At 35.3% G+C, this 19,551-nt stretch carries 21 protein-coding genes and 2 pseudogenes; 21 read left to right on the plus strand and 2 right to left on the minus strand.

Annotated features, from left to right (window positions below; all coding sequences use genetic code 11):
• Positions 1-2: 2 nt before the first annotated feature.
• The 3 genes from mtaB (at position 3) to deoC (ending at position 2,565) form a co-directional block, all read left to right on the plus strand.
• Complete coding sequence (gene mtaB, locus U473_RS03365; protein WP_068723344.1) at positions 3-1,337, plus strand: tRNA (N(6)-L-threonylcarbamoyladenosine(37)-C(2))-methylthiotransferase MtaB; 1,335 nt, start codon at positions 3-5, stop codon at positions 1,335-1,337.
• A gap of 108 nt (positions 1,338-1,445) precedes the next feature.
• Complete coding sequence (locus U473_RS03370; protein WP_068723346.1) at positions 1,446-1,886, plus strand: NUDIX hydrolase; 441 nt, start codon at positions 1,446-1,448, stop codon at positions 1,884-1,886.
• 4 nt (positions 1,887-1,890) lie between these two features.
• The gene (deoC, locus tag U473_RS03375) at positions 1,891-2,565 is read left to right on the plus strand and encodes a deoxyribose-phosphate aldolase (protein WP_068723349.1); all 675 of its coding nucleotides are present in this window, start codon (positions 1,891-1,893) and stop codon (positions 2,563-2,565) included.
• A 110-nt stretch (positions 2,566-2,675) separates the two neighbouring features.
• Here the strand turns inward: deoC and U473_RS03380 are convergent, their stop codons facing one another.
• Together U473_RS03380 and U473_RS03385 are read right to left on the minus strand one after the other, a co-directional pair.
• Entirely contained in the window at positions 2,676-3,617 is a 942-nt protein-coding gene (locus U473_RS03380; RefSeq protein WP_068723350.1) for a Na/Pi cotransporter family protein, read from the minus strand.
• Positions 3,618-3,702: 85 nt separating this feature from the next.
• Positions 3,703-4,926: an MFS transporter gene (locus tag U473_RS03385; protein WP_068723351.1), complete on the minus strand. Its 1,224-nt coding sequence runs from the start codon at positions 4,924-4,926 to the stop codon at positions 3,703-3,705.
• Between the two features lie 227 nt (positions 4,927-5,153).
• Between U473_RS03385 and U473_RS03390 the strand changes: the two genes are divergently transcribed.
• The 18 genes and pseudogenes from U473_RS03390 (at position 5,154) to recO (ending at position 19,549) form a co-directional block, all read left to right on the plus strand.
• Positions 5,154-5,792 carry a hypothetical protein gene (locus U473_RS03390; RefSeq protein ID WP_068723352.1) on the plus strand — a complete coding sequence of 213 codons (639 nt, stop codon included), beginning with the start codon at positions 5,154-5,156 and terminating at the stop codon, positions 5,790-5,792.
• A gap of 229 nt (positions 5,793-6,021) precedes the next feature.
• On the plus strand, positions 6,022-7,302 hold the full coding sequence (locus tag U473_RS03395; protein ID WP_068723353.1) for an HD-GYP domain-containing protein: 1,281 nt from the start codon (positions 6,022-6,024) through the stop codon (positions 7,300-7,302).
• 73 nt (positions 7,303-7,375) lie between these two features.
• On the plus strand, positions 7,376-7,711 hold the full coding sequence (locus tag U473_RS03400; protein ID WP_068723354.1) for a histidine triad nucleotide-binding protein: 336 nt from the start codon (positions 7,376-7,378) through the stop codon (positions 7,709-7,711).
• 105 nt (positions 7,712-7,816) lie between these two features.
• Positions 7,817-7,990, plus strand: coding sequence for a 30S ribosomal protein S21 (gene rpsU / locus U473_RS03405; RefSeq protein ID WP_068723355.1), 174 nt, complete (start codon positions 7,817-7,819; stop codon positions 7,988-7,990).
• Between the two features lie 17 nt (positions 7,991-8,007).
• Positions 8,008-8,451, plus strand: a complete 444-nt coding sequence (locus tag U473_RS03410) for a GatB/YqeY domain-containing protein (protein ID WP_068723364.1) — start codon at positions 8,008-8,010, stop codon at positions 8,449-8,451.
• A gap of 122 nt (positions 8,452-8,573) precedes the next feature.
• Complete coding sequence (locus U473_RS03415; RefSeq protein ID WP_161937275.1) at positions 8,574-9,896, plus strand: NfeD family protein; 1,323 nt, start codon at positions 8,574-8,576, stop codon at positions 9,894-9,896.
• A gap of 18 nt (positions 9,897-9,914) precedes the next feature.
• The gene (gene floA / locus U473_RS03420; protein ID WP_068723375.1) at positions 9,915-10,913 is read left to right on the plus strand and encodes a flotillin-like protein FloA; all 999 of its coding nucleotides are present in this window, start codon (positions 9,915-9,917) and stop codon (positions 10,911-10,913) included.
• 9 nt (positions 10,914-10,922) lie between these two features.
• Positions 10,923-11,135 (plus strand): hypothetical protein, encoded by a 213-nt coding sequence (locus U473_RS03425; protein WP_068723378.1) that lies wholly within the window; start codon positions 10,923-10,925, stop codon positions 11,133-11,135.
• A gap of 241 nt (positions 11,136-11,376) precedes the next feature.
• Entirely contained in the window at positions 11,377-11,655 is a 279-nt protein-coding gene (gene yqfC, locus U473_RS03430; protein WP_068723380.1) for a sporulation protein YqfC, read from the plus strand.
• Between the two features lie 11 nt (positions 11,656-11,666).
• Positions 11,667-12,863 (plus strand): sporulation protein YqfD, encoded by a 1,197-nt coding sequence (gene yqfD, locus U473_RS03435; protein WP_068723381.1) that lies wholly within the window; start codon positions 11,667-11,669, stop codon positions 12,861-12,863.
• 48 nt (positions 12,864-12,911) lie between these two features.
• Positions 12,912-13,840, plus strand: a pseudogene (locus U473_RS03440) (PhoH family protein).
• Positions 13,841-13,857: 17 nt separating this feature from the next.
• Entirely contained in the window at positions 13,858-16,008 is a 2,151-nt protein-coding gene (locus tag U473_RS03445; RefSeq protein ID WP_068723384.1) for an HD family phosphohydrolase, read from the plus strand.
• Positions 16,008-16,487: an rRNA maturation RNase YbeY gene (gene ybeY, locus U473_RS03450; RefSeq protein WP_068723386.1), complete on the plus strand. Its 480-nt coding sequence runs from the start codon at positions 16,008-16,010 to the stop codon at positions 16,485-16,487. Before U473_RS03445 ends, ybeY begins: the two co-directional genes overlap by 1 nt.
• Before the next feature lie 8 nt (positions 16,488-16,495).
• Entirely contained in the window at positions 16,496-17,182 is a 687-nt protein-coding gene (locus U473_RS15605) for a diacylglycerol kinase family protein (RefSeq protein ID WP_153011986.1), read from the plus strand.
• A 39-nt stretch (positions 17,183-17,221) separates the two neighbouring features.
• Complete coding sequence (locus tag U473_RS03460; protein WP_068723391.1) at positions 17,222-17,629, plus strand: cytidine deaminase; 408 nt, start codon at positions 17,222-17,224, stop codon at positions 17,627-17,629.
• Positions 17,613-18,533, plus strand: coding sequence for a GTPase Era (gene era, locus U473_RS03465; protein WP_068723393.1), 921 nt, complete (start codon positions 17,613-17,615; stop codon positions 18,531-18,533). Before U473_RS03460 ends, era begins: the two co-directional genes overlap by 17 nt.
• A 97-nt stretch (positions 18,534-18,630) precedes the next feature.
• On the plus strand, positions 18,631-18,768 hold the full coding sequence (locus tag U473_RS14135) for a YqzL family protein (protein ID WP_082732348.1): 138 nt from the start codon (positions 18,631-18,633) through the stop codon (positions 18,766-18,768).
• Positions 18,769-18,866: 98 nt separating this feature from the next.
• Positions 18,867-19,549: pseudogene (recO, locus tag U473_RS03470) on the plus strand (DNA repair protein RecO).
• The last annotated feature ends 2 nt before the right edge of the window (positions 19,550-19,551 follow it).

Below are 19,551 nucleotides of genomic sequence, written 5' to 3' on the forward strand. Positions count from 1 at the left end.
CGTTGTCTACCGTAGCATTTCATACTTTAGGCTGTAAAGTAAATCATTATGAAACAGAAGCGATCTGGCAACTGTTTAAAAATAGTGGGTACGAACGCGTCGATTTTGAAAGAAAAGCTGACGTTTATATCATAAATACTTGCACAGTGACTAATACTGGGGATAAAAAGAGCAGACAAGTAATTAGAAGAGCGATCAAGAAAAATCCTGAAGCAGTGATCGCAGTAACAGGTTGTTATGCTCAAACCTCACCTGCAGAAATTTTGGATATTCCTGGGGTTGATATTATCGTCGGAAACCAAGGCAGGGAAAAGATTGTTGACTATGTAGAAGAATATCGCAAAACAAGAGAACCGATTAATGCGGTAAAGAATATTATGAAGACCAAGGAATTTGAAGAATTAGATGTGCCTGAGTTTTCCGATCGAACAAGGGCGTCATTAAAGATTCAAGAAGGGTGCAATAACTTCTGTACTTTCTGTATAATTCCTTGGGCAAGAGGATTGTTACGCAGCCGTAAGCCTGAGAATGTAATTAAGCAAGCAAGACAATTAGTCGCTGCTGGCTACAATGAAATTGTTCTAACAGGGATTCATACAGGAGGGTACGGAGAAGATCTAGAAGATTATAGTTTAGCCAAATTATTATGGGATCTAGATGCTGTGAAAGGTTTAAAACGAATCCGTATCAGCTCTATTGAGGCTAGCCAAATTACGGATGAAGTATTAGAGGTTTTAAATAAGTCTAATAAAGTGGTTCGTCATCTTCATATTCCATTGCAAGCAGGAGATGATGAAGTATTAAAACGAATGAAACGGAAATATACCGTTGAAGAATACAGGAATAAAATATTACAAATTAGAGAAGCTTTACCTGACGTAGCCATTACGACCGATGTCATTGTAGGATTTCCTGGAGAGACAGAAGAACAATTTATGAATGGCTATCATCTAATGGAGGAGCTGGAATTTGCTGAAATGCATGTTTTCCCTTATTCTAAACGAAGTGGAACTCCAGCAGCCAAAATGGATCATCAAGTTCCTGAAGAGGTAAAACATGAGCGTGTACAAAAATTAATTGAATTATCCACTCGTCTATTGATGAAATATGCAACCAAATTCATAGGACAGGTGCTGGAAGTCATTCCAGAGCGCTCTTACAAAGAAGATCCTGACAGTGGATTTTATACAGGTTATTCAGATAACTACCTTCAAATCGTATTTGAGGGAAATGAAGAAATGATTGGTAAAATCTGTAGAGTAAGACTAGATGGTGTAGGACCTGAATATTGTCAGGGTACCCTAATCGACATAGAAGAAAAGACAGCAGCAGTATAGCACTCTATGGTGATCAACTTTTGATCACCTTTTTTGTTTAAAAACCAGTAAAATGACAATCCTTAAAGTAGTAGATTTTAATTTAGATGAAGAAGGAGGAGATTAAACTTGAAGGAAGTATCAGCTGGTGGAGTCGTTTTTTTTGAGGCAGATCACCATATTGAATTACTTTTGATTCAAGACCGTTGTCAAAGATGGACACTCCCTAAAGGGAAACAAGAAGAAGGGGAAACTTTCGCTGAAACCGCATTAAGAGAAATAGCTGAAGAGACTGGAATTGAAGGAACCATTGTCAAACCTTTAGATAAAGTTTATTATGAGTATTATCACCCTAGCAATGGAAAGATAGAGAAGGAAGTTCACTATTATTTAGTAAAAACCACATCTAAAGAGTTGAAGGTTCAAGTTAGTGAAATCAATGCGGCGGAATGGTTTAGTTTAGAAGAGGCCTGGGAAAGACAAAAAATATCAGGTTATGACAACAACCTGCTTGTTATAAAAATGGCATTAGAAGAGCTGGGGTTTAATCAATTTAGCCAGGAGGAATAAAGAAATGGATAAAAGAAAATTAGCCAAAATGATCGATCATACGTTATTAAAACCTGAAGCCACAGAAGAGATGATTGATAAACTCTGTTTAGAAGCAAAAGAAAATGAATTTGTTTCCGTCTGTGTGAACCCTTTTTGGGTAAAACGTTCCTTTCAACAATTAAAAGATACGAATGTCAAAGTGTGTACTGTCATTGGTTTTCCTTTAGGGGCAACAACCAAAGAAGTAAAAGTCTTTGAAACAAAGAAAGCAATTGAAGATGGTGCTACAGAAGTAGATATGGTCATTAATATCGGCGCACTAAAATCAAAACAGTACGATATTGTTGAAGAAGATATAAAGGCGGTTGTTGAGGCTGCTAAAGGCAAAGCATTAGTAAAAGTTATCCTAGAAACAGGTTTGCTTACAAATGAAGAAAAAGTAAAAGTATGTGAAATCAGTAAGAAAGCCGGAGCCGATTTTGTTAAAACATCTACTGGTTTTGGCCATGGTGGAGCCACTTATGAAGACATCAAATTGATGAGGCAAACAGTTGGTCGTGAAATGGGAGTAAAAGCTTCAGGTGGGGTTAGAGATTTTGAAGGTGCCATGAAAATGATTGAAGCAGGAGCAACTAGAATTGGGGCAAGTTCAGGAATTGCCATTATCAATGGTTTAACAAGTGAGAATGATTATTAAAAATACATATTAAAGGTAAAAGGCTTGTATTTAGCAATGAAGCTAGAGCAAGCCTTTTATTATTCGTAGGACCCTGCAAAAGTTATCGGAATAAACTTCAAAGGTCGACGTTACTTTTGTGGGCTTCCCCCCTTCGGCGAGAGAAGTAATGTTAGATCGGCAAAGGGTTTAGCAAAGGGTAAAACAACTAATGAACTGATTAAATTAAAGATCAACTGAAAATGAGCAATTTGTACCGCTGGATAAGGGGTCAATACACGGACGATTTCTGAAAATTGGGGGATGAAAGGGTAAAATAGAATCACACCAAGTAGATTTAATAAAACATGAGCTATTGCTACTTGTTTTCCTTCTATACTACCTCCCATACTTGCAAGCACAGCCGTAAAGCATGTACCGATATTGGCTCCTAAAACAATAGCAAGTCCAAAATCTAACGGAATTCCATTATGATAGATCATCCCCATCGTCATGGCAATCGTCGCACTACTTGATTGAATCAAAGCCGTCATCAGAGTCCCTACTAAGATCCCGATCATGGTTTGATATTCTTGTAAAGAAACGATTGATTGTAGCCAAGATGATCGTAGAATTGGAACTGAAATCATCTGTAAGGCATCCATTCCAAGAAAAATAATAGAAAAACCACCAATAAATAAACCGGTTGCTCTTACTTTATGATTTGAAAATAGAATAAGCATTGCACCAACCAATAATGCGGGTACTGCCCATTTGCCGATATTGAAGGCGATTAACTGAACCGTGACCACCGTACCAACATTCGTCCCCAAAATAATGCCAATCGTTTGAAAAAAATCAATCAATCCTGCATTGATCAAGCCAATGGTGATTACAGTAACAGCACTACTACTTTGCAATAATAATGTGGCTATCGTTCCACTAAAAAAACCATGATAGGGTGTTTTAGTAAAACGGTACAAAAATTGTTGAAGATATTGACTAGAGATTCTTTCCAAACCCAATCTCATCATTTTCATACCAAATAAAAAAAGGGTCATTCCAGTAGCTAATGGAATAATGATTTCTCGCATAAAAATTCAACTCCTATGGTTGTCCTATATAATCCTTATGAAGTCAAGAGTTAAAATAGAACAAACCTAGGAGTTCAGAGTCAAACTATTCAATCTGTCTCATTTTACTAAACCAAGCATAAAGAACATTGCAAAAGATAATCACTGCAGCAATTTCAAAAACAAGCTGTGTACTATATTTTGAGGCTAGATATCCAGCCGCTATCATAGAAATAGGTGAAAAGACATTAACAAGCACACGACTAGAAGTCATCACTCTTCCGAACAGGTGGTCAGGGATAATTTCTTGGCGATAAGCCATCATGTTGACATTCACGATAATTCCAATCATCAACAATAGAGTATAGGATACTGTAAAAGTAACTAAGGATTCATTCAACACTAAAATGAAAATGGAAAAGAAAACGCCAATACTCCCAAAACGTACGATTTTTCCTTTGGTTGCAATTTTTTTTAATGGTTTAAGTAGGAGTGTCGTTATAGAAGCCACGATTCCACTAACCCAAAAAATAATAGAGGTCTCTTCTGGGCCATAGCCTAGGATTTCTTTACTACCATAGATAAGAAGTGCTTGAACTAAAAAAATTCCCATATTCATAAACGTACTAAAAAGTGCAATAGGAAAAAGGATTTCATGCTTCGTTAAGTATTGGAATCCTTCACTTATATCTTCAAGGATCTTATTGACTTTTTTGTTCCCACTGTTTTCGGCATCGTCCTTATTTAAAAAGCTTAAAACCATTCCAGAAAGGATGAAGGAAATGGCATTGATACCAATTGTCCCTGCCGCTCCAATCCATGCAATCAAGATTCCTGCTAGTGCAGGGCCAATCAATCTCATCAAGGTATTGATAAAGGTCAAATTAGCATTGGCCTCAACTAGATAACTTTTGGCTACAACCTTAGGAATATATCCCTCTGAAGCAGAATCAAATAATAATGTAAAGGTTGCTAATAAAAAAGCGGAGAGATAAATATGAATCATCTGAATATTTCCCAAATAGGCGAGTATGGTAATAACACCAACAATGATTCCACGTACCCAATCAGAAAAGACCATTAAGAGTTTTCTTGATTTCCGATCGACAAAGACGCCGATAAAAGGTGCCAATAAAACTTGGGGTATGATTTCCAAAGCAAAAGTAATTGAGCTAGACAAAGCAGAATGGGTTAATTCTAATACAAGCCAAGGTAGGGCAAGCAAATATAACTTATCTCCTAATTGTGAAATGAACCTTCCCACCATGAGTAATCCAAAAGATCGATTCATCCATTCTTTTTTTACAGGTAACCCTCTCATCAATTCCATAGCTATTCTCCTCTAACCATCTTGAATGACAAAGACATACATATTTAATCACATTTCTCTATTCCTAGTTAAAATTCCTGTTGATGATAAAACTTTTGAACATTTCTATATTAAAATTTTTAGTAGAAAAAAAGAAGGAAATGATCGAATAATGGAGAATATTATCTAATGGTAAATTATGCTTTTCTTTTTTAATCATGATTATTATTTAAGAAGGAAGATTATCTATGAATATAAAAGAAGTATCTATGGAATTAGAGAGACAATTTCGTGCCATCAAAAATGTAACAGGTGCACATGTAGATTTTGATGAGCAGGGAGAGGTTCATGCGATTGGGGTCTTTAGTGATGGGTTACGTCATCCAAAGGATATCAAGCGTGACGTAGAAGAAACCTTTCGCAATGTGGCTGGATATCGCGTTAACCATAATAAGATTAGTATCGTAGAACAGCAATTTGTAGAAACCCCGATAGAGGGTAATCGCATTCGTTTTTTGACCGCTTATCAGGTTCAAAAGACAAATGGTCTTATCGAAGGGACGGTTCAATTAGAATATAACGATCAAATTATAGTTGAGAATGTTACTGCCCATCATTTTGAGATGGAGTTAGAATATATTATCGCAAATGCAGCTGCCTCTGCGTTGATGAGGGTGGCGACGGATTATAGTATACGGATTGATCAGGTTCGTGAAGTTGCTATGGGCCAAGTCGATGTCATAGTTGTCACACTTACTGTGATTCATCGCCCATCTGGAGCAGGGAATTTATTTGTAGGTTCTGTCGTAAAAACCAAAGATTTATTATCTTCGGTTGCTAAGGCAACCTTAGATGCATTAAATCGAAGAATCTACCATATGATTTAGTTTTTCAGTTTGCATAGCATAACGAGAGCAGAGCAGAACAACGAGATGAGCCGAACTTGAAATGGGAAAAAATCTATTTTAAGGGAGGTCATCGCCATGTTAAAAGTGATCAAAAAGATCGTTAAATCCAACAATGATACTAAAGTATCTGTTGGAGACTGGATGGCTTGGGCTTAAATATTAAAATTATTATGTTATGCTATGCATTTCAATAAATTGAGGTGTATTTATGAAATTAAACTTAAAATTATATTTAGCTGGAATTTATAGTCTGTTTCTTTCTATGTTGTTTCTTATATGGAATGGGATAGATATAAAACAAATCGTTGAAATGATAGGTTTTGTATTTTTAATGGTTTTATTTAATTCGGAGATCGTTAGAGATTTGCAAAGTAATGTTTATTTTTTAATTGTATTACCATTTTTTATGCCAGCTATTGTCTATTTAGATCCTTTTTACGCCATGGTTTTTATGTCTGTTTCGGCGATAATTATTTTTCACAAACTTATATGGTATAAAAAATTATTTAATATTTCAATATTTGGAATTGGAATACTTGTATCTTCACTAATTTTTCAATATTTATACCCAGATATAAATGGCAACGTACCTATTTTTAATTCTGGATTTTTTTTAGCAATAGTATTGCTTGCCTATTTAAATACTTTATTAAATAATGTTTTTATCTTTATTGTTGTATCACTTGAAAAGGGAAAATTTGATGTTAATAATTTTATTAGCTTAATTTCTTCTACAAAATCTGCTTTTATCACTGTTTTTCTAGGTCTTATTAACGTTATTTTATTCTATTATTTAAATCTTATAGGCGTCGCTATCTTTACCTTTCTCGTCTATTTTATAAAACCAGCACTTCAATACCGGCAAATCTTTGATAACGAGCTTTCTACTTATACTAATTTTGTATTACATGTACTTAAACAGATGGATCCGATCACCCACACCCATTCAGAACGTGTAAAATTCTGGACAGTATTATTAGCGACCAAAATGGAGTTACCTCAATCAGAGATACGTCAGCTTTCTCAGGCTGCATCTTGGCATGATATTGGTAAAATTGAAGTTCCTATAGAAATTATAGATAAACCATGGAAATTGACACAGGAGGAATATGAAATTATTAAGAGTCATCCAGAAAGAGGATATCAATTAGTGAAAGATATGCACTTTTTTAAAAAGTTCTTACCTGTCATCCGCCACCATCATGAAAAATATGATGGGACAGGCTATCCTTTGGGATTAAAAGGAGAACAGATTCCATTGCATGCTAGAATCATGGCAATCACGGATGCCTTTGATGCGATGACAGCTGATCGATCCTATCGTATGGGTATGTCGATGAAAGATGCGGTTGATGAATTGCTTCGATATTCTGGAACCCAATTTGATGCCAAAATCGTTAGTATTTTTGTAGAGGCGTTACAAGACGAATACGGTGAAAACTATGAGAAATTTGACAAAAAAATCTTGATGAACCTGAACGTCTCATGACAGGCGTTCTTTTTTATTTTTTAAACTTTTGTGGTAAAATATGCATAATATAAAGAATAAGGGAGCTGTAAAAATGAACGATTGTATTTTTTGTAAAATTGTAGATGGTCAAATTCCAGCAAACAAAGTATATGAAGATGAGAACTTTGTCGCATTCCATGATATTCATCCAAAGGCAAAGGTCCATGTGTTGGTGATTCCCAAAAAACACATTCCAACATTTATGGATGTTCAGGAGGAGGATCTTCCTTTAATTGGCCAATTGCACCAGACCATTCAAAAAATAGCGAATCAACTTAGAATTGCAGAGAACGGTTTTCGAGTGGTAAATAATTGTAGAGATCATGGAGGCCAAGAGGTATTCCATATTCATTATCATGTTTTGGGTGGAGAGAAATTGCCTGTCTGATGATGAAAGGTTGACACTACTAAATTTACTATAATATAATTAAATTTGTTAGACTTTGCGAAAACAAGGTCTGTTGCATGGTAATTGTGGAGGGAGGGAAAGTGAATGTCAGAAATTCGCGTTAGAAAAAACGAATCATTAGATAGTGCTCTTCGTCGTTTTAAACGTACAATTTCAAAAGATGGCGTATTGGCAGAAGTTAAAAAACGTAAACACTATGAAAAGCCAAGCGTAAAGCGTAAGAAAAAGTCTGAGGCTGCGCGCAAACGTAAGTATTAAGGAGGGCTAATCATAACATGTCGTTAATGGATCGTATAAGTGAAGATATGAAACAAGCGATGAAGAACAAAGATAAATTAAAACTATCTGTCATCCGTATGATTCGTTCTGCTATCAAGTATACCGAAATTGAAAAGCAAACAACGCTATCTGATGAACAAATACTTGACGTTCTGACTCGTGAAGTAAAGCAAAGACGCGATTCCCTCCAAGAGTTTGAAAAAGCAGGTCGACAAGATCTGGTTGAAAATGTGCAAGCAGAACTTGAAATTCTAAAACAATATCTTCCTCAACAGCTATCTGAACAAGAACTTCGAAACATCATCCAAAGTGTAATCGAAGAAATTGGAGCAAAAGGGAAATCAGATATGGGAAAAGTAATGAGTGCAGTGATGCCTAAAGTAAAAGGTCGTGCTGATGGGAAACTCATTAATCAGCTTGTACAGGAATATTTATCATAAAGAATAGAAAAAATGACGACTAGAACTCTCTAGTCGTTTTTTATTTCCCTTATTTTGTTGGGAAAGTGAAACCTAATTGAAAACCAAACGTATGTAAATTCATCAAGGAAAGGGGGATGTTTTTGAAACGAAACTTAAGTCTTTTTTTATCTATTATTTTTTTAGCTACTGTTTTAACATTTATTCCTAAATCATCAATCATTTCTGCAGAAGAAAAACAACTCGTTTATGTCATTCCTGTTGAGCAAGGGATTGAAAGAGGATTAGAGCGTTTTTTAGAACGTGCCTTTTCTGAAGCAGAAAATGCTTTTGCAGATGCCATTATTTTAGAAATCAATACATTAGGCGGAAGTGTGGATGCGGCGATAGGAATAGGTAAATTGATTCAAAAAGAACAGATCCCTGTATATGCTTATATTAAAGGAGAAGCCATTTCAGCGGGCTCTTATATATCTTTAAATGCCGACAAAATTTATATGGAACCTAATAGCCATATTGGTGCTGCAGCAGTGAGAACCATTTCCGGGCAACAAGTAGACCCTAAGATCACTTCTTGGTGGGCTAGTCATATGATTGATGCAGCTAAACAGAATAATAAAAATGAAGAAATTGCAAGGGGAATGGTAGATCCTGCTGTTGAGATCCCAGGTCTGTCTAAAAAAGGCCAATTGATCACATTAGATTCAGACCTAGCACTAAAATATGGAATTGCCGACGGGATCGTTCAAAGTCGAAAACAGCTTTTAAATACCATTGGTTTGGGGTCGGCAGATACTTATGAGGTTGGTTTAACACCTGCTGAAAGATTAGCTCGGTTTTCTACGAACCCCTATGTGATCCCTATTTTATTGATCATTGGATTAGCAGGGATTTTAATTGAACTATTCATTCCTGGATTTGGTATCGCTGGGTTAATCGGAATATCCGCATTTAGCCTCTACTTTTTTGGGCATTATTTTGCTGGTTTTGCTGGCTGGGAAGATATCATTTTCTTTATCGTTGGATTTATTTTAATGGTGGTTGAGCTATTTGTTCCAGGCTTTGGCATTTTTGGCGCGCTAGGCGTGATTTCTCTTTTTGCAGGCATTATTTTTGCTGCTTATGAGACTTCTTATGGTTTAATAAGCTTAGTTATAGCTGTTGTAGTTAATTCCATCCTCTTCTTTATTCTATTTAAATACTTTAAACACCGAGGATTATGGAATCGATTTATTTTAAAAGATGAACAGAAAAAAGAAGGAGGTTATATTTCTCATACAAAGGATAAAACAATAGTTGGTCATAAAGGAAGAACATTAACTAAATTAAGGCCATCTGGGGTAGCATTGATTGATAATAAAAGATATGATGTGGTTAGTGAAGGGGTTTGGATTGAAGCGAACCAAGAGATTGAAGTGATTTTTGTTGAAGGAACTAGAATCATTGTTAGAGAAGTAAAAAAATAGTTTTAGGAGGTTTGTCGAATGGGTTTTGGTCCAGAAATTACATTACTCGTATTTGTTGCCTTTGGGATTATTATCTTATCTGTATTTTTCACCTTTGTTCCAGTGATGTTATGGATTTCTGCTCTAGCTTCAGGGGTTCATGTAGGAATCTTTACACTAGTAGGAATGAGACTGCGTAGAGTAATTCCCTCAAGAATTGTAAATCCCCTCATTAAGGCGAGAAAAGCAGGGCTAGTGTTAGGAACAAATCAATTAGAAGGACATTATCTTGCTGGGGGAAACGTGGATAGGGTCGTGAATGCTTTAATTGCTGCTGAAAGAGCAGATATAAGTTTAAGCTTTGAACGAGCAGCGGCCATTGATTTGGCTGGTAGGGATGTATTAGAGGCTGTTCAGATGAGTGTTAACCCTAAAGTGATCGAAACACCAATTGTGGCAGCTATGGCTAAAGATGGAATTGAAGTAAAAGCAAAAGCGAAAGTAACAGTTCGGGCAAATATTGATCGCTTAGTGGGTGGAGCTGGTGAAGAAACCATTATCGCTAGAGTTGGCGAAGGAATCGTCACAACAATTGGTTCCTCTGAAACTCATAAACACGTCTTAGAAAATCCAGATGCAATCTCTCATACAGTTCTTCAAAAAGGACTTGATGCTGGAACAGCTTTTGAAATCCTATCCATCGATATCGCTGACGTGGATGTAGGCAAAAATATCGGTGCTCAATTACAAACAGACCAAGCTGAAGCAGATAAACGTATCGCACAAGCCAAAGCAGAGGAAAGACGGGCGATGGCAGTTGCTTCAGAACAAGAAATGAAGGCAAAGGTACAAGAAATGAAGGCAAAAGTAGTTGAAGCTGAAGCACAAGTTCCATTAGCCATGGCAGAAGCCTTACGCAATGGCAAACTTGGTGTAATGGACTATATGAATATGCAGAATATTAACGCAGATACTGAGATGAGGGAAGCATTTAGTAAGTTAAATGACCCAAATCAAACGCCTCCCAGTGGGAAATAGGTGATCAAAATGGATCAATTTGTGAAGGACAAAATGTTGAAGAAGCAATGGACTGAGAGGGAAATTGAAAAAGAAATTGAAAGTGAAAAAGAAAATTTAAAGAAGACTACTGAATACCCAACCTATACTCATCCTGTTATTCAAGGAATCATTTGGTCAGAAATATTGAACCCACCACGGGCAATTAGACCCTATTCACCCCTACACCGTACAAGATCATAGATTGAATTTAAGAAGCTGTTGAGAAATCAACAGCTTTTTTAAATATTATAAAAAGTATAACTTTGTTCCCCTTATCATTTGAATTTGTATATTCCATAAGCAGCGACCTTTGGGAGTATGTTTTCTTACAAATTAATCGGAATAAGCTTCAAAGGAAATCTTCGCTTTTGTGGGATTGTTATATTCATAAATTCCAAAAAAAAAGCATATGGGTGTAACAAGGAAGAGAGGGGGCAAAGCATTGAGAAAGTTAAGACAAAAAATTAAACAATTGACTGCAAATCAATTGGAACTTCCAAAAGATGTTATATTTGATTTGCCTCGCATCACCATGATTGGTTCCTATCAAATCTATATTGAAAATCATAGAGGAGTTATTCAATTTACTGATCAATTTTTACATCTACGCTTAAGTAAAGGTGAATTAAGATTAGTTGGAAAACAACTTGTGATCCGAACCATATTACCTGAAGAGGTACTAGTAGAAGGTATTATAAATGAAATTCACTATATTGATTAGGAGGAGTCTTTTTGAATGTTCGTGGATTAAAATGGACTAGAGGTTACGTCGTATGCTCACTCAAAGGAAAACATATTGAATTATTTATTAACATGACAATCAAAAAACAATTAAAGATTTGGAACATAAAAATCGTAAATGATTCACAGGCCGTATTCTCGATTAGCCTTGAGGACTTTTTTAAATTAAAACCGATATTGCAAAAAACCTATACTCGAATCCATATTCTGCGTAAGGTAGGGTTACCTTTCCAACTAGCCAAGTTAAACAAAAGAAAGGGAATCGCTACCGGCTTTTTATTATTTTTTGTGATGATTTATCTTTTATCTTCTATGGTTTGGACGATCGAAATAGAAGGCAATCAAACTATGACAGATGAAGAAATATTTCAAGCGATTGAAAAGCTAGGGATACATAGAGGAATGTTTAAATTTCAACTCCCAGAAGATACAGTGATTCAAGAACAACTAGGTTCAAATTTAGAACAAGCCTCATGGATTGGGGTAAAATTAAAAGGAACTCATTTATTGATCACCATAATGGAGAAGGTGAAACCAGATGAAAAGCCATTAGTTGGCCCAAGGCATATTATATCTAGCAAAAACGCAGTTATTTATCGCATTTTAGCTGAAAAAGGAATCCCACAGGTAAAAGTGAATGATCGCGTAAAAAAGGGTGATCTTTTAATCTCTGGAATTGTGGGAAATGTTGAAAACCAAGAGGCTCAAGAACTAGTAGCAGCAGAAGGGGAAGTCTTAGGAGTGGTTTGGTATGAATCCACCGTTACGATTCCATTAAAGCAGGAGTGGAAGGAATATACGGGTAATCGGGTTGAACGGAAGTATCTTATGCTTGGGAATCGAGTATTAAGAGTAAAGGGAGCGAAGGAAATTCCTTTTTCACAATCTCAAAAACAGTATGATTTAAAACAGATATCATGGAAAAACTATGTTTTACCAATCGGTTTTCTTGATGAGACCATTTTAGAATACCATAATCAACAACGAGTTTTATCTGTCTCTGAAGCGATCAAATTAGCTAAAAATCAAGCAAGACAGGATTTACGAACGAAAATTGATGAAGACAGCAATTTTAAAAGTGAAAAAGTTTTGCACCAAAGCACAGAGAATGGTAAAGTAACAGTAAAGATACTTTTTGAGGTGTTAGAAAATATCGCAACAACACAACCAATAGTTCAAGGAGAATGAGGGCATTTGCAAGTAGACGTATATACAAATCGAATTGCGCTAGGAGATATGGAAGAACGACAAAATTTATTTGGGCCACAAGATCAATGGTTAAAAATTATTGAAAAAGAAACAAATGTTCATATCTTAACTCGGCATGAGAATCTCGTGCTTCAAGGGGATCAAAAAGAAGTAGACCGTTTGACAAAGTTATTTGAAGTTCTGGTCGTTTTAGTAAGAAAAGGATACCGACTCTCTGAAAGAGATATTTATTATGCATTAGAACTCGCAAAAGATGATTTATCAAACGAATTATTAGACCTTTATGATGAAAAAATCATGGTAACCTATAAAGGAAAAGAGATTCGAGTAAAATCTTTGGGACAGAAGCATTATGTTTCAACGATTCAAAAAAAGATATTGTCTTTGGAATAGGTCCAGCAGGTACTGGGAAAACGTACTTAGCAGTTGTCATGGCGGTGTCGGCATTAAAAAAGGGTGAAATACGGAAGATTGTTTTAACTCGCCCAGCCGTTGAAGCTGGGGAAAACTTAGGCTTTCTTCCTGGTGATTTACAGGAAAAGGTGGACCCTTATTTAAGGCCAATTTATGATGCGTTATATGATTTACTAGGTGTAGAACAAGTAAATAAACTGTTGGAGCGAGGAATGATTGAAATTGCCCCTTTAGCATATATGAGAGGTAGAACATTAGAAGATTCATTTATTATTCTAGATGAAGCGCAAAATACTACACCTGAACAAATGAAAATGTTTTTAACACGTTTAGGGATAGGTTCTAAAATGGTAGTAACCGGAGATATTACACAAGTCGATTTACCAAGTAAAACGAAATCAGGTTTACGTGAAGCGGAAAGAATTCTTAAATCTATAGACGACATTGGTTTTATTTATTTAACTGAACATGATGTGGTTCGTCATCATCTCGTTCAAAAGATAATTCTTGCTTATGAAAGAGATACACAAAGTCCTTCCTAAAAAGGGGCGAAAACGAAATGGGAAAAAAGCAAAAAGTGAAATGGAATATGGTTAAAATGATGGAAGGTTGGGGGAATCATCCTTCCATTCGTTTCTTCATGTATATTGGGTTAGGAATCATTATGTATTTGTTACTAATTGGACAAGTTATACCTGAAACCTATGAACTAAAAGAGGGGCAGATTAGTCAGGTTACTTTAACTTCACCGATTCGTGTAGAAAATCAGTGGGCGACTGAACTTGCAAAGGATAAAGCAGCAAAATCAGTTCCTGATCAATATACAAAGGACGAAAATATTGTTAATGACCAAATTAGCCGATTGGAGCAAATGTTTACAGACATTTTAACGATAGCAGAAAATAAAGATCTATCTAAAGAAGAGAAGGAAGCTGCTTTAAGAGACCTAACTAGCTTATCTTTTTTAGACGACGCTTTATTCAAAGAACTATCTAGTTTAAATGTTGAAAAGATAAAAAATATTCAATATATCTCTAAATCTACGTTGGATATTGTGATGAATGATGGAGTGAACATTAAAAAATTAAATGAAGCTTTTGAAGAAGCGGCTCAAATCATTCAAAACAATCCGTTTGATAATGAAGATAAAATCAAACATTTGGCCAATGAAATGACAAAATATTTTATTAAACCGAATGTATTTTATAATTCGGATCAAACTTCCCTTTTACGAGAAAAAGCAAAAAGTGAAGTCGAACCTGTTATCATTAAAAAAGATGAATTGATCGTAAAACAGGGCCAATATATTGATAAAGAAATTTATGAAAAATTAAAAGCAGCAGGACTATTAAAGGATACTTCAACATTATGGCCCTATTTTGGGTTATTGATGTTCATTTTACTCATTTTATTGCTTCTTTTCTTTAGTATTGAACGGATGAACCCTTTCTTACATCAAGATAACCGTGCACTTCTCTTATTATTTACGATCTTTATTTTAACATTTTCAAGTATTAGTATTTTGGGATTGATTGGTTTAGGTAAAGACCTTCTAACCTCCCCTAAGGGTTATTTAGCACCAGTCGCTTTTGGTGTGATGTTAATTACCTTACTCATTAATATGAAGATGGCGATTCTGAGTGGTGTTATTTTTAGTATTTTTACTAGCATGATCTTTAGTACGGATCAAAGCTTCATTTTTGATTTTAGATATGGATTTGTTGCCTTGATCGGTAGTGCTGCTGGTGCATTTGCGATTGGAAGAATTAAGCAACGTTCCGCCATATTAAAAGCTGGATTAGTGGTTTCGTTGTTTAATGTAATTGGAATTGCCGTGATCGTGATGTTGACGAGCCAAAGTTATTCATTGAGACAAATGTTTGCAACCCTTTCATATGGTGCAATAGGAGGATTCTTTTCTTCCGTGCTTACGATTGGTTTCTTACCATTTTTTGAAGCTGTTTTTGGGATTCTATCTCCTACTAGATTAATTGAATTATCGAACCCAAATCATCCTCTTTTACGGAAATTGTTAATTGAAACGCCAGGGACTTATCACCATAGTGTGATTGTAGGAAATCTGGCAGAGGCAGCAGCTGAAGCAATTAATGCAAACGGATTATTGGCTAGAGTAGGTGCCTATTATCATGATTTAGGAAAAACAAAACGGCCTAGTTTTTTTATTGAGAATCAATTAAATATGGAAAATCCTCATGATAAAATTTCACCAAGTTTGAGTAAAAATATTATCTTGGCTCATCCAAAAGATGGGGTAGAGATGTTAAAGGCTTATAAAATCCCTAATGCCATTCAGGATATTGCTGAGCAACATCATGGAACTTCTTTACTTAAATATTTTTATCATAAGGTTTCTAAAGATTCTGAACAACCTATTCCAGAGGTTGAATATCGTTACCCTGGGCCAAAACCACAATTTAAAGAGGCAGCGATTGTAGGAATCGCAGACAGTGTTGAAGCGGCTGTAAGATCAATTAAACATCCTACCAATGAAATCATTGAAGAAATGGTTAGAAAAATTATTAAATCCAAATTGGATGATGGTCAGTTAAATGAGTGTGACTTAACATTAAAAGAATTAGAAATTATTGCAATTTCGATGTTGGAAACCTTGAAAGGTATTTTTCATTCGCGAATTGAGTATCCTGATGATAAGGATTTAGAAGAAACAAAAGGGGCGAGATCTAGCTAATGATAGATGTTGATGTCTTAGATGAGCAAGAAGAAAGGGAAATCCTAGAGAAAGAAATTGAATTAGTCAATCAAGTAATTCAAACTGCTGCAGAATTAGAAGGGATCACTGAAGGAGAAGTGGTTGTTACACTGGTTGATAACAAGCGAATCCATGAACTAAATCGAGACTATCGTGGAATCGATCGACCTACAGATGTATTATCCTTTGCATTAAATGAACCGGGAGAAGATGATCTAGATATTGTTTATGATGAAGAGATGGATATGCCGACTATGCTTGGAGATATAGTGATTTCAATTCCAAAGGTGATCCAGCAAGCAGCTGATTATGGCCATTCCTTTGAACGGGAGTTAGGGTTTTTAACAGCTCATGGTTTCTTGCATTTATTAGGTTATGATCATGAGACAAAAGAAGATGAAAAAGTAATGTTTACAAAACAAGAGTTGATTTTGGAGAAAATGAAACTATCAAGGTGATGATGAATGTGATCTGGGGGAAATTCCTTCGAAGTTTTGTCTATGCAAGTGAGGGAATTACATATTCCTTGGCAAGCCAAAGAAATATGAAAGTTCACTTCACGATTGCTTTCATCGTTCTTTTGTTGGGAATGTGGTTTCACTTTAATACGATGGATACCCTTATTATTCTTTTTGCCATTGGACTGGTGATTGGTTTTGAAATGGTAAATACGGCAATTGAAGCGACGATAGATTTAGTAACGCAAGAATTTCATCCCTTAGCAAAGATTGCAAAGGATGTAGCCGCTGGAGCTATTTTAATGGTTACTTTTACAGTTGTTTTTGTTGGATTGGTTGTGCTATTTCCCTATTTAACATTGATCTATCAAGAGGGATGGAAAGGTAGGTTGCCATCCCAACCCTCTTTCTTTATTTTACAGGGATTCTTTCTGTTATTATTTACCTATGTTGTAAAAGCATATTGGTATAAAAAGCAATCCAATTACGAGCCTAACGTATTAGTAGGTATTTTGTTTTATTTATTTGTTCTTTTCTATTTTATAAATGTTTTATTTTCTTTACTTGTTTTTTTTCTTTTAACCAACTATTTAATCATGATTTTATTTAAGAAGAAGTTTACCTGGGTTGGATTTGTGCAAAATGGACTGATCTCAATCGGGGGTTTTTTTCTCTTATACTATCTTTTTTACTGATAACCTTTTTCTATATTCATAAATGGAGGAGAATAAGAAATGAAAAAAGAGGAATTAATTGAGTTAGCAAAGGAAGCAAGAAAAAATGCTTATGTTCCTTATTCAAAATTTGAAGTTGGCGCTGCGATTTTAACTAAAAGTGGGAAAATATATAAAGGGGCAAATATTGAAAATGCCTCATATGGCTTAACCAACTGTGCGGAAAGAACAGCGATCTTCAAAGCAATCTCAGAAGGGGATCATGACTTAGACGAAATTGCTGTTATTGCTGATACAGAAGATCCTGTAGCACCGTGTGGTGCTTGTCGCCAGGTCATGGTTGAGTTTTTCAATCCTAAAGCAAAAGTATATTTGGCTAATTTAAAAGGGGATGTATTGGAAACAACCGTAGAGGGGTTACTTCCAGGGGCATTTACACAGGAGGATTTAGATGAATCAGGAAAGTAAGCAAATAAAATCTGGCTTTGTTGCCATTATTGGTAGACCAAATGTAGGGAAATCCACATTACTTAATGAAGTGATTGGTCAAAAAGTGGCAATCATGTCCGACAAACCGCAAACGACCCGAAATAAGATTCGTGCTGTTTTTACCAATGAGCAAGGACAAATTGTTTTTATTGACACACCAGGTGTACATAAACCAAAAACGAAATTGGGTCAGTATATGATGAATATTACTTTGACCTCATTACAAGAAGTAGATCTCATTTTATATCTCATTGATGTGACTAATAAATTTGGTCTAGGGGAGCAGTTCATCTTAGAACAATTAAAGGAAGTACGTTCTACCCCTGTATTCCTTATCTTAAATAAAATTGACTTAGTGACTCCAGAGCAATTATTACCGATTATTGAACAATATCGATCATTATTTGATTTTAAAGAAGTGATTCCTATTTCTGCGTTAAAAGGGAATAACGTGAAAACTTTACTAAGTGAGATTTTTGAAGAGCTACCAGAGGGGCCTTACTATTTCCCACCAGATCAAGTTGTAGAATCACCTGAAAGGTTTATCGTTGCTGAATTAATTCGGGAAAAAATTTTGCATCTAACAAGGGAAGAAGTTCCACATTCTATTGCGGTTGTGGTTGAATCGATGAAGCCAGGTGAAGAAAATCCCAATACCGTCGTGATCCAAGCCGTAATCTATACTGAGAGACCCTCTCAAAAGGCAATTATTATTGGCAAAAGTGGCAGCATGTTAAAGGAAATTGGGAAAAAGGCACGGGAGGATATTGAAAGATTATTGGGAACCAAAACTTTTATAGAATTATGGGTGAAAGTGAAAGAAGACTGGAAAAATCGCGATTACTTATTAAAGGATTTTGGTTATTTTGAAGAAAATGATTAGATTATTCCTGAAATTTTTTTCCTCGGATAGAAAAGAAGTAGTTAGCTTATCCTAATAGATATAAATACTTCAATCTGTGAGGAAAGGGTGAAAAGCCATGAAAAACTTTTCATGGAACTATTTTTGCATTACAGGACAGATTGACGCTTATCTTTTATACAAGGATTGTGAAAAAGCAAATCAAGTAGAGGATGACTCTGCAATAAAAGAGCGAAAGGCATTAGAACAGACCTAAAGGATAAATAAGTGAATGGGAGAAACTGGAGCATAAAAATGTTAGTAAGAACTGAAGGTATCGTGATCAGAACCGTAGATTACGGAGAGACAAATAAAATTATTACCTTATATACAAGAACACATGGAAAAGTATCGCTTATGGCTAGAGGCGCAAAGAAAACAAAAAGTCGTTTTAGTTCCATGTCACAGGTTTTTAGTTATGGAGAATATATATTTTTTTGGGAAAAGAGATGGGATCTTTAAATCAAGCTGAACATATTCGTATGTTCCCCACCTTTCATACTGATATTGAAAAGACTGCATATGCAGCATACCTTATTGAACTTATTGATAAAATGACAGAATCAAATGATCCAAATCCATTTTTATTTCAACAATTATTAGCTGGCCTTGAATTAATTGATGAGGGAAAAGATGAAGAAGTGATTGCCAGAATTTTTGAAATGAAAATACTATACATTTCTGGTTATCGCCCTCATCTACACTCATGTGCAATTTGCGGTAGTGAGGAGGCACTTAGTGGTTTTGACATTAGACATGGTGGTCTTGTTTGTTCTAAACATTTTGACCAGTATCGAACGATTGCTTTACAACCAATTACCATTAAATTATTACAAATGTTTGAAATGATTGATATGAAACGAATTGGTCAGGTCAATATCAAAGATTCAACAAAAATTCAACTTTCACATGTGATGAAGTCATTTTTTGATCAATATATAGGTATAACTTTAAAATCTAGACAATTTCTAGATCAATTGCACAAGTACAAAGAATAGGA

Source organism: Tepidibacillus decaturensis (assembly GCF_001561915.1).
Lineage (GTDB): Bacteria > Bacillota > Bacilli > Tepidibacillales > Tepidibacillaceae > Tepidibacillus_B > Tepidibacillus_B infernus.

What these genes read in the sequence shown, in the direction of transcription:
- deoC (WP_068723349.1), top strand. Translation starts at nt 1,891, where the DNA reads ATGGATAAAAGAAAATTAGCCAAAATGATCGATCATACGTTATTAAAA.
- U473_RS03390 (WP_068723352.1), top strand. Translation starts at nt 5,154, where the DNA reads ATGAATATAAAAGAAGTATCTATGGAATTAGAGAGACAATTTCGTGCC.
- rpsU (WP_068723355.1), top strand. Translation starts at nt 7,817, where the DNA reads ATGTCAGAAATTCGCGTTAGAAAAAACGAATCATTAGATAGTGCTCTT.
- U473_RS14135 (WP_082732348.1), top strand. Translation starts at nt 18,631, where the DNA reads ATGAAAAACTTTTCATGGAACTATTTTTGCATTACAGGACAGATTGAC.
- U473_RS03400 (WP_068723354.1), top strand. Translation starts at nt 7,376, where the DNA reads ATGAACGATTGTATTTTTTGTAAAATTGTAGATGGTCAAATTCCAGCA.
- era (WP_068723393.1), top strand. Translation starts at nt 17,613, where the DNA reads ATGAATCAGGAAAGTAAGCAAATAAAATCTGGCTTTGTTGCCATTATT.
- U473_RS03445 (WP_068723384.1), top strand. Translation starts at nt 13,858, where the DNA reads ATGGGAAAAAAGCAAAAAGTGAAATGGAATATGGTTAAAATGATGGAA.
- U473_RS03410 (WP_068723364.1), top strand. Translation starts at nt 8,008, where the DNA reads ATGTCGTTAATGGATCGTATAAGTGAAGATATGAAACAAGCGATGAAG.
- floA (WP_068723375.1), top strand. Translation starts at nt 9,915, where the DNA reads ATGGGTTTTGGTCCAGAAATTACATTACTCGTATTTGTTGCCTTTGGG.
- ybeY (WP_068723386.1), top strand. Translation starts at nt 16,008, where the DNA reads ATGATAGATGTTGATGTCTTAGATGAGCAAGAAGAAAGGGAAATCCTA.
- U473_RS03425 (WP_068723378.1), top strand. Translation starts at nt 10,923, where the DNA reads ATGGATCAATTTGTGAAGGACAAAATGTTGAAGAAGCAATGGACTGAG.
- U473_RS03380 (WP_068723350.1), bottom strand. Translation starts at nt 3,617, where the DNA reads ATGCGAGAAATCATTATTCCATTAGCTACTGGAATGACCCTTTTTTTA.
- U473_RS03460 (WP_068723391.1), top strand. Translation starts at nt 17,222, where the DNA reads ATGAAAAAAGAGGAATTAATTGAGTTAGCAAAGGAAGCAAGAAAAAAT.
- U473_RS03395 (WP_068723353.1), top strand. Translation starts at nt 6,022, where the DNA reads ATGAAATTAAACTTAAAATTATATTTAGCTGGAATTTATAGTCTGTTT.
- U473_RS03385 (WP_068723351.1), bottom strand. Translation starts at nt 4,926, where the DNA reads ATGGAATTGATGAGAGGGTTACCTGTAAAAAAAGAATGGATGAATCGA.